We start from the raw sequence: 12786 nt of genomic DNA, 5'->3' as shown, positions 1-12786 counted from the left end.
GGTTTACCTATAGCACTCATTGAATAATTGATGAATAAAGCCGAGAAAACACTTCACAAACATACTCTATTTGTTTGGTAGTATGCGCTGCGTTTACACTGCATCTTACCAATGATTTTCCTTCAGGGGCCGCAGGAGGAAGAATCAGATTTACATAGATACCGTTCTCAAGCAGTCCTTTCCATAATGCTAAAGCCTGCTGAGGGCTATCTAAAATCGTTGCTACGATAGGGCCAGGTTCAGGGCTGACTTGATAACCAAGTGCCTGAAGGTGCGAGTATAGCTGCCTAGCATTCTCCCATAACCGTTCTCGTAATTCCCGACCATTTTTCAATAGTTTTAAGGCAGCGCGCGTTGCCGCGATCGTAGCTGGCGAAGGTGATGCTGTAAAAATATAAGGGTGGCTCACGTAGCGCAATTGATCAAGCTGCGGGTGATTGCTGACACAATACCCTCCAATACCACATAAACTTTTACTGAAAGTACCGGTAATAAAATCAACTTCGCCAATAAGGCCATACTTTTCAGCCAGACCTTGCCCGGTTTCGCCCAATACACCAAGTGAATGCGCCTCATCGAGCAATAAAGTACTGTTATAAGCCTTTTTCAGCCTAACGATATCAGCCAGTGGGGCCTGATCACCCAACATGCTATAAATACCCTCCACGATAATAAGGGTGTTTTTACTTCGCTCACCTAACCGCCGCAGGCGCTTTTCAAGATCAATTACATCGTTATGCCGGAAGCGAATAATATCCGCTCCACTTAAGACACAGCCATCATAGATACTGGCATGAGAGTCTCCATCAATCAATGCCACATCACCCGGACCAATCAATCCCGATATCGTTCCAAGATTGGCTTGATAGCCTGTTGTAAAAACAATACAGGAACGGCATTGGTAAAAATCGGCAAACTCCATCTCGAGCGCGCGATGTCCGGAATAATTTCCGTTTGCCATGCGTGAACCTGTTGTACCTGTTCCTTCTTGATCTATTGCCTCGTGAGCTGCTTTGCGGCATTCTGGTGAAAAGCTAAGCCCAAGATAATTATTGGTACCCAAAAGCAGTATACGCTTTGTGCCAATTCTTGCTTCTGTTGGAGAATAGATTTCTTCGATAGGTATACCAAAAGCACCCAACCCAGATGGGAGCTGCGCTATCCTGGCAGATGCCGCCGCATCCAGTTTTTCTAGTAAGCTCATTTTGAATCTAATTTGAGTTTGTAAACCAAATTGGCAAGATCGCGCACGGTAACGACATCTGTTAGCGCATTTAAAGGAATTGAGATATCAAAATGATCTTCCAATTCCATGATAAGATTGAGCAATTTAATAGAATCGATCGCTAATTGAGTTATGAGATTGGTATCAGGCGTAATCTCTAATTCAGGGTTTGCGAAACTCGCTAAACGTTGGGCCAAAAGACGCAAGATGTCTTCCTGATTAATGTCTACCATGCATTGAAATTAGTGTTTAATTAATTGTGGCAATGTATCACAGAGGCGTAAATTCGGATACCAGGAAACCAAATCTCTTTTCAGAGGCATGGTGTCACACACCCAATCAGGATGCTGCAACTCATTTACTTTACCAGGAGTCAACATAGGCGAATAATTCAGCAATTTTGATAACGATAAATTTATGTTTGCAATCAGTCGAACTAACCCCTCAGGGAATTGAATACATCTTACAGGTTTTCCCAGTATATCTTGTGCAATAGATGCAACCAATTGATAGGTATACCCCCCTGGCGTACCATCGTCAATCTCAAATAGTCCTTTGACAGGTTCATCCGCAGAGAACCAGCAATATATGGCTGCAACCAGATCATCCACATGCAACAAACCGAAGCGATTGTTCAGATGACCGACAACAGGCAGTAAGCCATAGCGTGTTGCTTCAAAAAGTGGTTTTAGCTCTTTGTCCCCACGTCCATATACTGCGGCAGGACGCAAGATCGTGCAGGGAAATTCATGAGAATAATTATTTACCACTCGCTCGGCTTCAAATTTACTTGTGGCATACCACGAAAGATTGGATTTTCTGGCTGCCAATGAGGATATGAACAGAAAACGCGGCTTAATTTTTTGATCTATGATTGCCCGCAATAGATTATCTGTACCGTCAACATTGTAACGCCAGAAACTCTCCAGAGAGTTTCCTCTTACGACACCCGCACAATGGATTACAGCAGATACCCCTGCAACAAGTTTACGTAGAGAATCATGATCATCTAGATTTCCGTGAACCCACTCCAAATTCTCTCGTTTAACAGAAAGAGGATGTCGAGTCAGCGCACGAACTCGGCATCCTCTTTCTAACAAGAGATCAAGCAATACTTGACCAATAAATCCAGTGGCACCTGTTACTGCCACCACTTCTGACATTTAAGACTATCTATCTCCAGAGTGAACTGCTACGGATATCTGATCCGTCATTTTCGCACGCTGCAGAAATCCCTGACGAGCAGCAGAGCGTGATAATTTTCCAGAAGATGTTCTCGGTAAGGTATGCGGGGGCACCAACTCAACTAGACAATTAACACCAAAAGCCATGTATACCATTTGCTGCAACCGATTAATGAGAGATTGTCTTTCCTCCACGGAGGTTAGACGACACTCAACAACCAAAACCACGATTGTTGCATCATCAGCTCCACTAATTCCAAACGCTGACGCTTCACGAGAGCGAACTTCCGGTTGTTGCTCAGCAAGCTCTTCTATATCCTGAGCACGGATATTCCGTCCATTAACGATAATAACATCCGTGCGACGTCCGGTAATATATAGATCCCCATCTAAAATAAAACCGATATCACCCGTATCAAGCCATCCGCCGGGCTTAAGGGTTTTAGCAGTCTCTTCATGATTGTTAAAATACCCAGTCATAATACTCCCCCCCTTGACCAAAATACTTCCAACCATCATCTGGGGCAACTCTTGGCCATTTTCATCAACAATCTTGACTGTATGACCAGGAAGCGGACGGCCGCAATTTACGAACTCATTGAATTTTCTTCCTTCAGCCTGTACGCGTACGGCCATTTTCTTCTCAACCAGTGTTTTAGTATCGACCCGTAAACTCATGACCCCTTGGCTGATATTTGAGAATGAAACAGCAAGGGTCGATTCTGCCAACCCATAGCAGGGTAAAAAAGCACGTTCATCAAAACCAGCTGCAGAAAATTTATCTGCAAAATTCCTCAAAATTTCAGGCCGAATCATTTCAGCTCCGATACCTGCGGCACGCCAACAACTCAAATCAAGATCTTTGAGATCTGATTCACGCACTCTTAACGAACAAAGCTTAAGACCGAATGGTTGACTAAAAGCGATCGTACAGCGATTACGGCTGATTAATTTCAGCCACTGCAATGGTCTTATAGCGAAATCTCGCGTTGCAAGATAATCAACTGAGAGTTGGGCGGCCATCGGTGACAACACTAAACCGACTAGCCCCATATCGTGATAAAACGGAAGCCATGATGCACACCGGTCGGTTGCACGTACTTTCAATCCGTTCCGCACAATTCCCCGCAAATTACACATTAAAGCATGCTCAGTGATAACCACTCCCCTGGGCATCCGCGTACTTCCTGATGTAAATTGAAGATAGGCAGTCTCTTCTGGTAAGCTAGGCTGAAAAACCGTATCTACTTCCGAAAGCTTATTAAGCTGCCCAGGTGTCCCAATCCATTGCAATGAATCGATATTTAACCCTTCTGCAGCTTCCTCAATAAACCCAAAATAATCGACATTAGCTATCGCAATGCTTGCTTGACCGCTTTCAAGCATACTACGTAGCTGCCGAACATATATTGCATGACTGCCAAGATTAACAGGAATAGGCATCGCAAATGGAACAAGCCCTGCATAGCGGCACGCAAAAAATAATTCTATAAACTCGGGGCTGGTATCGGCAATCAGCGCAACACGATCACCTCTCGCTAAACCTAAACCAGACAAGCGACGCGCGGCACTCAGCGCATTATGTTTTAGCGTATTGTAGGAAAGTACAGAACGCAACTCTCCTTTAGCATCATAAAAATTATAACCGGTCGCTCCATCTGCTGCGTACTCTAGCGCATCAATCAGCGTATCAAATTCTACTAGCCGCTGGGCTAGCGTATTAATCGTAGGTGTCGCTGCCATTGACAATTTGCTTGAAGGCTGAGAGCCAGATTCTTGCATTAGCGGATCGCCCAGCTTGATTATAGTCGAACTCAAGATCTTCCCCTCGAAGTAATGGTGCTGGTCATCTCATTTAATAAGCAGAGCAGTTTGTTTTTAACGCACTCATTCCAGATTTTTTACCGATACGTTACAAAATGCCTAGAGTCATCAATTTCCGTTGCTTATTAAACACAAGTGTCTCATATTCGTTGACGTTGGAGCTTATATAAGGGTGTTTTTCCTGTCAAGGCAATATTCACAATCTGTTGCGTAATAACAACATGCTTTCTAGGGCTTATTCCACTTGCCGAGATAATTTTTTGCATCACTTCATCCGTCAACATTCAATCACTTGTCACTGCCAATACAGAAGAATTGGCCATAAAAATTAAAAATATTGATCTTCATTCAGAAAAATCATAACCTCCTCATCTAATGTCAAAACGAAATCTCCTTAAAGTCTCCCAGAACACCAAAATTGGCCTTGCTCTTGGAAGTGGATCGGCTCGCGGACTCGCGCATATCGGAGTACTTCGAGCAATGGAAGCCTACAATCTCAAGATCGACTATATTGCAGGCACAAGCATAGGCGCGTTGATTGGCGCAGTTTATGCTGCCGGCAATCTTGACAAACTTGAGGCTACTTTCAAGTCATTCAACTGGAAAACGATTGCTTCGCTGATTGATTTAGCGCTCCCCCAGTCAGGCTTGATCGAGGGTAAGAAAATAATGGAATTAGTGCAAGCTCACCTCCCCGTCTCTAGAATTGAAGCATTATCCATACCAATGTATATCGTCACAACCGACATATCGACAGGCAAGGAAGTCATCGTAAGCGAAGGTAATTTACACCACGCTATCCGCGCAAGTATTGCAATACCTGGTATTTTTACCCCCGTTTGCGATAATGGGCGCGTTCTTGTCGATGGCGGGTTAGTCAATCCCGTACCCACGAATATAGTTCGTGCAATGGGCGCTGAATTTGTCATTGCGGTAGATTTAAATCATGAAACTGTTAGAACTCAAGGAACCGATTTATCCACCACCCATGAAACCTCACAGGAACATATTAAAAAAGCACTTGACATTAAAAACCAGTTGACAATCAAGCAACTCAAAAAATGGTTAGAACCAAACGCGTCACCGAATATCTTTGAAATTATCGTATCTTCTATCAATATCATGAGTGCCAAGATATCTGAAGCACGCTTAAAAATTGATAAACCAGAGCTGATCATTCGCCCACCTCTAGGAGACATTCATTTTCTCGAATTCGACCAGGCAGACAAAATAATTAGCAGGGGTTATGACGCAACATACCAAGCTCTGAGCACAATAAACCAGAAGCTCATATGCCGCGCACCCTAATGATTTCCGTACTCCGAGATATCGTCTATTAGAATCAGGTTAGCAACTTATTTATGAACACTTCACGCAAATTGTTGCTATTTGGCTACGGCAACCCCAGTCGGGGAGATGATGCGCTCGGCCCAAGTCTCGTCGCCCGAATTGAGCTGTTAAAACTCGGTCACATTGAGTGTCAAAATGATATGCAGTTACAAGTCGAGCATATCATGGATTTTATTGAACGTGATCAAATTATGTTTATTGATGCCGACTTATCATGTACCGAGCCATTTGTTTTCTCCAAAGTTGCCGCAGCAAAAGATAATAGCTATACGACACACGCCATGACACCCCATACTGTGTTACATATATACCAACAAGTCTATAGGCAAAAACCGCCTCCCGCTTATTTACTGCGAATCCGTGGCTATCATTTTGCACTTTGCGAAGAACTAAGCGCGAAAGCCCGTATCAATCTTGAAGAAGCAATCAAATTAGTAAGTAAGCTATGCCACATTGGTAGCTTTGAAATCAAATGCAAAGCCTAGATTATCACTGTTTCAAGCGAATTGTCAGCGCCTCATTCCGATAATTGCATATGGATCGATGCACTTCCCGACAATGAGAAGTCACCACGATTCGATAATTTCCGGGCGAAAGGTTTTCTGTTTCCAACTCTATCCTAAAATAGCCTCGTTCATCACTCACAATTGATCGCTCCAGCAGCTCCACTCCTTCCGGCTGAAATACCTTCACATTCAACAATACGTCTGAAGTAGGCTGATCGTCATACTCCACCCACCCCACTAAAACGATCTTTTCCCCTAGATCGTATTCGACTTTATATTCCTTGAGCACAGGCTTTGAAATATGCGTTGCCGCTGAATCAGGTATGAAACCACCCGTAAGACTCAGCATCAGCGCACTAAGGAGCAAAAATCTTATTTTTATGGTCACGATGAACTCTCCGTTGATGATTAACAATAAAACATAATCACACTATTAAAACTAACGCAAGCTAATCACCGGCCAACCATTTCTACGCGCATGTCCTTCAAGGGTCGCATCAGGATCCACTGCAACAGGGTGGGTCACTTTCTTCAAAAGCGGTAAATCATTGAGTGAATCACTGTAAAACCAACTTTCAAGAAAGGAAAGCCAAGTTAGATTATGCTCATCCAACCATTGTTCTAAACGCGTAATTTTCCCTTCCCTAAAGCAGGGTACCCCCGACACCTTCCCCGTGAACTGTCCATTTTTTTGCTCAGGTTCGGTAGCAATCAGATGATCAATGCCCAATACTCGCGCAATCGGTGCCGTCACAAAACTATTGGTAGCCGTAATAATGATGCATAAGTTACGTTCCAGCTTATGCTTCTCAATTAGATCCCGTGCACCGGGTGCAATCAAAGGAATGATTTTTTTTTGCATGAATTCGCTACGCCACGCATCAAGCTGCTCTCGTGGATGCCGCGCCAACGGTTTCAGCTGGAAATCGAGAAATTCATGAATATCCAGCGTCCCTGCTTTATATTGCTCATAAAATTCGATATTTCGTGCTTCATATACTTCACGATCCAGCACTTTCTGCTCGATTAGAAATTGCGCCCATTGAAAATCGCTATCTCCTGTAAGCAGCGTATTGTCAAGATCAAATAAAGCCAGCTTCATAATGCATCCTGTAATAATTCACGTAATAAAGGCAATGTAATTTGTCGCTGTCTAGTCAAAGAATAGCGATCCAATGCGTCGATAATTTTGATCAAAGAGGGTAAATCGCGTTGTTCGTGCCGCAACAGATAATCACAAATAACCTGTGGCAATTCAAATCCACAACTGATTGCATGACACTTTATGGCTTCTCTTTTCTCCTCATCAGTTAATTCATGTACCTGATAAACAAGTCCCCAGCTTAAACGTGTCACTAAATCTTGTCGCAAAAGCAATTGTCCAGGTAATGTATTGCCACTCGCCAAGAACAGCGTGCCGTCTACTTCGCGCACTTGATTATATAGGTTGAATAATTTGATTTGAGCAATCTCCCCCAGCCGTTCTATATTATCGACTGCTATGCAGTCAATAGCACTTGCATCGACCGGAAAATCGCTATCCATTTCACATGAAATATAAATTGCTTTACATTGCTGCTGTTTAAATGCTTCCACCATTGCCTGTAATAAATGGCTTTTACCGCAACCGACGTTACCCCAGACATAGATAAAACGTTCGAAATTCTGTTGGGTTAGTGCATCCCTAAGTAATTGCAGTAATTCAACATTTCGCCCCGGAACAAAATTTTGCAAAGTAGGAAAATGAGGTGATGCAAGATCAAGCAATAATTGTTTCATAGAAATCTATACGGAATCGTTCCGAGAGCGATTCCGTAATATTTGGCATATCCTTACCAACGGCCATCTCGACTCAAGATAAGTGGATTGTTTTAGATTTGCTTTCGCCAAGTTTTGGCAAACGAACAATTAGTACTCCATTTTTGTAATTCGCTACGGCTTTTTCCGTATCCACATTATGTGGCAGCGGAATCGATCGCTGGAAAACGCCGTAAGCCCGCTCCATGATGTGATAAGTACTATCGTGGGAAATACGCTCAAAGCGTTTCTCACCTCTTATATAAAGCATGCTGCCATCGACGGTAATTTGCCAATCTTGCTTCTCGATTCCAGGTACTTCGACACGCACAACAATTTCCTTATCGGCCTCCTCCACTTCTCCCGCAAGCAAGCTCCAGTGTGGCAGTACAGGCAATTGGCCACCTTCTTCAGCAACCGATTTATCTTTATTACGAGCGAAATGGGTAAGCGCTTCTCCACTACGGCTAAGGAGCTCACGCCAACCTTCAGAAAGATTCTCCCAAGCGCGCCCCAATTCGCGGCTAATGCTCTTTCCAGCTTCTTTTAGTGACTCTAGCATACTTAATCTCCTCTCTCACCATCAAAGAAAAGATGATAGCGGTTATTTATAATGAAAATTGCCATCAACGCGACCAATTAACACGCAGCAAGTTCTCTGCGGGGTTATAGTGAAACTCAAGCTCACCTCGATAGGCATCGTATAGCGCTTCCCCCATGCTACGAGCAAGATGAATATCAGTAGTGGTCACCAACGTAGATTCAGCCTCTTCTTCAATCTTCATTATCCGCTTCAGCGGATGCTCTGCGCGCTGGTGTTTTTCTTCATTTTGCACAAGATGCATAATTTCTTCATGGTGAGTCGAATAAAAAGGCCCATGCAGTGTCAAAAAACCAGCAGGGTAATGATCATGAATGCGATGGCAAGCGGGGCAGATTTCCTGGTTTGCGTGAGCTGGGGCTTCCAACCATTGCCAGTGACCTTGGTGGTATACGGCACCACAGTCCGGGCATATCGTGGGCTCAGACAGCTTCTTTTTAGACTTATAGGCATCATGTACTTTTTCCTGAAAAATACCATCTCGACGAGTAATCGTATGAAAACCGGGGGGAATTTTAGAATGACTCATAGCATGCACCTCCTTCTTTATAGGCAAATATAGGTACTGAAAGTATTCAATTCAATCAAGTAAAGATGCAAAAAATTCAAAATAGGATGAGCCACTGCTACTACGTTAACAAAGTAGCCATAATTTTCGGTCATTATCACGTTTTTTTTACTTTTATATCCTACCTGTCTTTTATTTATTAAGCCAGATTACGGCACAAAACTTACTACCAACCGACCATATCGGCGTATGATTTAAACAAACTGATAGAGAAGGAGAAAATTAAAATGTTTCGTGACCGCAAAGAAGCAGCCACTCTATTGGCAGAACGACTGAATTCATATCACAAGCAGCACCCTCTGGTGCTTGCAATTCCCCGCGGTGCTGTACCCATGGCCAAAATCATCGCTGAAAAATTAGAAGGTGACTTGGATATCGTGCTCGTTCGAAAATTGGGCGCGCCGGACAATCCTGAATTTGCCATCGGGTCGGTTGATGAAACCGGTTGGACCTATCTACCTGAATACGCGCATCAGATCGTAAAGGATCCGCGTTATATCGAAATCGAAAAAAATAACCAACTCGAAATCATGCGTGAGCGGCGTAGCCGTTATACACCGGTTCGTCCTCCCCTCGACCCAAAGGGTCGTATCGTAATCGTCATTGATGACGGCTTAGCTACAGGTGCTACGATGATCGCCGCCTTACACGCCTTGCGCGCTAAGCAGCCTCAAAAATTGATATGCGCAATACCTGTCGCACCTCCGGAGACACTAAGTAAAGTAGCTTCTTACGCTGATGAAATCGTATGCCTTGAATCACCCGAGTCATTTTATTCAGTAGGTCAATTTTATCGTTCCTTCCCCCAGGTTAGCGACGAGGAAGTTATTGAGTTATTGAAGACAGCTGAATGCAATCATTTCTAGAATTTATTTGACTCAATCAAACTATAAGGCAGAAAAACAAGAACATCCCACACTTTGCAGCAATAGCAAAAAAGCAGACTGACAAAAGGAGGTCCATGAGCAAAGCTTCGAATTCAACTTTCTATGTCGAACAACCCCACGCACAAGCTATCGACGTCATTTTACAAAAACTGAAGAGCCACCCTAATGGCTTGAGTCGCGAAGAAGCCGCGAATCGTCTCAAAATCATTGGCCCCAACCGCTTACCGACTCCACCCAAAGAAAGATTGCTTAAACGTTTCTTCAAACATTTTCACGACTTACTCATCTATATCCTCATCATAGCAGCAATCATTACTGCCTTGCTGGGCCATTGGATCGATACCAGTGTCATTCTCGGTGTCGTTCTCATCAATGCCATTATTGGTTTTATCCAAGAAGGAAAAGCGGAAGAAGCACTTGCAAGCATTCGCAAAATGCTTTCTATACACGCGCATGTCCGCCGTGATGATGAATGGGTGGAAATCGTGGCCGAGGAACTCATCCCCGGAGATATCGTGAGACTGCGCTCTGGTGACCGCGTACCTGCCGATATGCGATTGATCGAAGCCGTCAATCTAAGAATCGAAGAGTCTGCACTTACTGGCGAATCAGTGCCATCGGAAAAGAATACAGAACCTGTCTCACAGGATGCTAGTTTAGGCGATCGATATGATATGGCTTATTCGGGCACCATGGTTACTTCCGGCAGGGGAATCGGTATCGTAACAGCAACAGCGGCAACGACAGAACTTGGCCGTATTAACAAACTGATCGCCGAAGTGCAAACGCTCGCCACGCCTTTGACGAGACAAATGAATCTATTTAGCAAGATCCTCTCAGCGCTTATCTTGGGACAGGCCGTACTCATGTTTTTCATCGGCTACGCACTTCACGATTTCACGCTCGATGAACTGTTTCTTGCCGCCATAGGTTTCGCAGTAGCGGCCATTCCGGAAGGACTGCCTGCCATCCTCACCATTACACTCGCCCTAGGTGTGCAACGCATGGCACAACATAATGCCATCACGAGAAAGCTGAATGCCGTTGAGACGCTCGGCTCTGTCACGGTCGTCTGCTCGGACAAAACGGGCACACTCACTCGCAATGAAATGACGGCACGTCACATCGTCACAAGGGCGGCATGCTACGATATCACAGGAACAGGCTACAGGCCCCAGGGCGAGATCACGCTCGATGGTGACGGAGTATCACTCGATACACATCCCGATTTACATCGTCTGATCGAAGTTATGGCTGTTTGCAACGACTCCCGCATTGGCAAAGATGCGGATGAATGGATAGTCACAGGCGAGCCCACTGAAGGTGCGCTACGCGCTCTCGCGCACAAAGCATGCTTCGATGATCAAAGTTACGAGCGCATAGCCCTGATCCCATTTGAATCAGCGAATAAATTCATGGCAACACTTGATCGCCTACCCAATGGAGCCCGCCGCATTTTGCTCAAAGGCGCCCCAGACCGATTGTTGGAACGTTGCCAATTCCAACAATCTGCAAACGGCCTGCAAGAAACTCTTGATCGTGTATTTTGGGAAGAGCAAATAGAAGCACTTGGGCAACAAGGTCTGCGTGTGCTTGCGGCTGCTTCGCGTGATGTCGATTACAACCAACATACGCTCACCCAGGATGATCTTACAGAGGAATTGATCTTCCTTGGTCTCGTCGGCATTATTGACCCGCCTCGCCCCGAAGCGATCAAAGCCATTCAGGCCTGCCATCAAGCAGGTATCCGCGTAAAAATGATTACGGGTGATCACGCAGGCACCGCCAAAGCCATTGGTTTAGAAATGGCCATTGGCGATGGTAAGCATGCCGTCACAGGCGCAGAGCTGGAGGCGGCCTCCGATCAGGAAATACGTCGCATCGTCCATGCTAACGATATCTTCGCCCGCACCAGCCCCGAACATAAGCTCAGGTTAGTGCAAGCCCTGCAAGCCAACGGGGAAATTGTTGCAATGACGGGCGACGGCGTCAATGATGCTCCGGCACTTAAACGTGCGGATGTGGGAGTGGCCATGGGCATTAAAGGCACAGAAGCCACAAAAGAAGCGGCTGATATTGTCTTGGCCGACGACAATTTTGCATCGATCGAACGTGCGATAGAAGAAGGCCGCACCATTTATGACAATCTCCGCAAAGCCATACTGTTTACTTTACCTACAAATGGTGCACAAGCACTCGTAATCTTAGTCGCAATTGTCTTTGGCCTAGTTCTTCCCCTGACCCCCGTACAAATCCTATGGGTCAACATGGTGGTCGCCGTCACGCTTGCATTAGCCCTTGCTTTTGAACCCTCCGAGCCAGACGTCATGTCGCGCCCACCCCGCGCACCCAATGCTCCGATACTAGGGATAGCTTTTCTATGGCGAATCGGTTTCGTGTCCGTTCTGATCGGTGGCGCTACCGTCACTGTATTCCTGATCGAAATTGAACTTGGCACTCCGGTAGAATTCGCCCGAACGATGGCGGTTAACACCCTGGTTTGTGGACAAGCTTTTTATCTTTTGAACAGCCGTTACTTGCTAGAATCAAGCCTACCCTTGTCTCGTCTCTTCGCCAATCCTATTGCCTGGCTAGCGATTGGTATACTGGCAGCACTACAACTACTTTTTGTCTATGCACCTTTCATGCACCAATGGTTTGGCTCTACTTCACTTGAGTTACGCTATTGGCTAATATCACTCGGTATCGGCCTAGGAATATTCTTACTGGTTGAAATAGAAAAAATGATTTCCAGCAAATTTTTAAATAAAAATCAGTAATATAGTAAGATAAAGCCATATTGATGGATAACAACCAAAATGATCTTTTGCCGCAAAAGGCCCA

The 12786-nt window shown here is 44.9% G+C and carries 13 protein-coding genes; 4 read left to right on the top strand and 9 right to left on the bottom strand.

The window, feature by feature from the left end:
- Positions 1–16: 16 nt before the first annotated feature.
- Genes spt through C8R30_RS09335 form a run of 4 tightly spaced genes read right to left on the bottom strand, consistent with a single transcriptional unit; the run spans position 17 to position 4152 of the window.
- The gene (gene spt / locus C8R30_RS09350) at positions 17–1204 is read right to left on the bottom strand and encodes a serine palmitoyltransferase (protein WP_107790007.1); all 1188 of its coding nucleotides are present in this window, start codon (positions 1202–1204) and stop codon (positions 17–19) included.
- Positions 1201–1431, bottom strand: a complete 231-nt coding sequence (locus C8R30_RS09345; RefSeq protein WP_258191975.1) for an acyl carrier protein — start codon at positions 1429–1431, stop codon at positions 1201–1203. Before C8R30_RS09345 ends, spt begins: the two co-directional genes overlap by 4 nt.
- A gap of 36 nt (positions 1432–1467) precedes the next feature.
- Positions 1468–2388, bottom strand: coding sequence for an NAD-dependent epimerase/dehydratase family protein (locus tag C8R30_RS09340; protein WP_107790006.1), 921 nt, complete (start codon positions 2386–2388; stop codon positions 1468–1470).
- 6 nt (positions 2389–2394) lie between these two features.
- Positions 2395–4152 (bottom strand): fatty acyl-AMP ligase, encoded by a 1758-nt coding sequence (locus tag C8R30_RS09335; RefSeq protein ID WP_244888043.1) that lies wholly within the window; start codon positions 4150–4152, stop codon positions 2395–2397.
- 456 nt (positions 4153–4608) lie between these two features.
- Here C8R30_RS09335 and C8R30_RS09330 point away from each other — a divergent pair, with 456 nt between their 5' ends.
- The gene (locus C8R30_RS09330) at positions 4609–5541 is read left to right on the top strand and encodes a patatin-like phospholipase family protein (protein ID WP_090668807.1); all 933 of its coding nucleotides are present in this window, start codon (positions 4609–4611) and stop codon (positions 5539–5541) included.
- 53 nt (positions 5542–5594) lie between these two features.
- Positions 5595–6068: a hydrogenase maturation protease gene (locus C8R30_RS09325; protein WP_107790005.1), complete on the top strand. Its 474-nt coding sequence runs from the start codon at positions 5595–5597 to the stop codon at positions 6066–6068.
- A gap of 4 nt (positions 6069–6072) precedes the next feature.
- Here the strand turns inward: C8R30_RS09325 and C8R30_RS09320 are convergent, their stop codons facing one another.
- The 5 genes from C8R30_RS09320 to C8R30_RS09300 form a co-directional block, all read right to left on the bottom strand.
- Entirely contained in the window at positions 6073–6477 is a 405-nt protein-coding gene (locus tag C8R30_RS09320) for a carboxypeptidase-like regulatory domain-containing protein (RefSeq protein ID WP_107784190.1), read from the bottom strand.
- A 51-nt stretch (positions 6478–6528) separates the two neighbouring features.
- On the bottom strand, positions 6529–7191 hold the full coding sequence (locus tag C8R30_RS09315) for a histidinol-phosphatase (RefSeq protein WP_090668798.1): 663 nt from the start codon (positions 7189–7191) through the stop codon (positions 6529–6531).
- Positions 7188–7868 (bottom strand): DnaA regulatory inactivator Hda, encoded by a 681-nt coding sequence (gene hda / locus C8R30_RS09310; protein WP_090668795.1) that lies wholly within the window; start codon positions 7866–7868, stop codon positions 7188–7190. Before hda ends, C8R30_RS09315 begins: the two co-directional genes overlap by 4 nt.
- A gap of 73 nt (positions 7869–7941) precedes the next feature.
- The gene (locus C8R30_RS09305) at positions 7942–8448 is read right to left on the bottom strand and encodes an Hsp20/alpha crystallin family protein (RefSeq protein WP_107790004.1); all 507 of its coding nucleotides are present in this window, start codon (positions 8446–8448) and stop codon (positions 7942–7944) included.
- 64 nt (positions 8449–8512) lie between these two features.
- Positions 8513–9016 (bottom strand): BCAM0308 family protein, encoded by a 504-nt coding sequence (locus tag C8R30_RS09300; RefSeq protein WP_107790003.1) that lies wholly within the window; start codon positions 9014–9016, stop codon positions 8513–8515.
- Between the two features lie 266 nt (positions 9017–9282).
- On the opposite strand from C8R30_RS09300, the gene C8R30_RS09295 reads away from it, so the two are divergent.
- Positions 9283–9921 carry a phosphoribosyltransferase gene (locus C8R30_RS09295; protein ID WP_090668784.1) on the top strand — a complete coding sequence of 213 codons (639 nt, stop codon included), beginning with the start codon at positions 9283–9285 and terminating at the stop codon, positions 9919–9921.
- Between the two features lie 95 nt (positions 9922–10016).
- Positions 10017–12722 (top strand): cation-transporting P-type ATPase, encoded by a 2706-nt coding sequence (locus C8R30_RS09290; protein WP_107790002.1) that lies wholly within the window; start codon positions 10017–10019, stop codon positions 12720–12722.
- Positions 12723–12786: the final 64 nt, after the last annotated feature.

The organism is Nitrosomonas nitrosa (assembly GCF_003051105.1).
Lineage (GTDB): Bacteria > Pseudomonadota > Gammaproteobacteria > Burkholderiales > Nitrosomonadaceae > Nitrosomonas > Nitrosomonas nitrosa.
The sequence above is the reverse complement of the archived record's forward strand: the minus strand, read 5'-3'. Positions and strand labels throughout refer to the sequence as shown.

Excerpts from the sequence above, each read along its gene's own strand:
- spt (WP_107790007.1), bottom strand. The coding sequence starts at position 1,204 with ATGAGCTTACTAGAAAAACTGGATGCGGCGGCATCTGCCAGGATAGCG.
- C8R30_RS09340 (WP_107790006.1), bottom strand. The coding sequence starts at position 2,388 with ATGTCAGAAGTGGTGGCAGTAACAGGTGCCACTGGATTTATTGGTCAA.
- C8R30_RS09335 (WP_244888043.1), bottom strand. The coding sequence starts at position 4,152 with ATGGCAGCGACACCTACGATTAATACGCTAGCCCAGCGGCTAGTAGAA.
- C8R30_RS09330 (WP_090668807.1), top strand. The coding sequence starts at position 4,609 with ATGTCAAAACGAAATCTCCTTAAAGTCTCCCAGAACACCAAAATTGGC.
- C8R30_RS09325 (WP_107790005.1), top strand. The coding sequence starts at position 5,595 with ATGAACACTTCACGCAAATTGTTGCTATTTGGCTACGGCAACCCCAGT.
- C8R30_RS09315 (WP_090668798.1), bottom strand. The coding sequence starts at position 7,191 with ATGAAGCTGGCTTTATTTGATCTTGACAATACGCTGCTTACAGGAGAT.
- hda (WP_090668795.1), bottom strand. The coding sequence starts at position 7,868 with ATGAAACAATTATTGCTTGATCTTGCATCACCTCATTTTCCTACTTTG.
- C8R30_RS09305 (WP_107790004.1), bottom strand. The coding sequence starts at position 8,448 with ATGCTAGAGTCACTAAAAGAAGCTGGAAAGAGCATTAGCCGCGAATTG.
- C8R30_RS09300 (WP_107790003.1), bottom strand. The coding sequence starts at position 9,016 with ATGAGTCATTCTAAAATTCCCCCCGGTTTTCATACGATTACTCGTCGA.
- C8R30_RS09295 (WP_090668784.1), top strand. The coding sequence starts at position 9,283 with ATGTTTCGTGACCGCAAAGAAGCAGCCACTCTATTGGCAGAACGACTG.
- C8R30_RS09290 (WP_107790002.1), top strand. The coding sequence starts at position 10,017 with ATGAGCAAAGCTTCGAATTCAACTTTCTATGTCGAACAACCCCACGCA.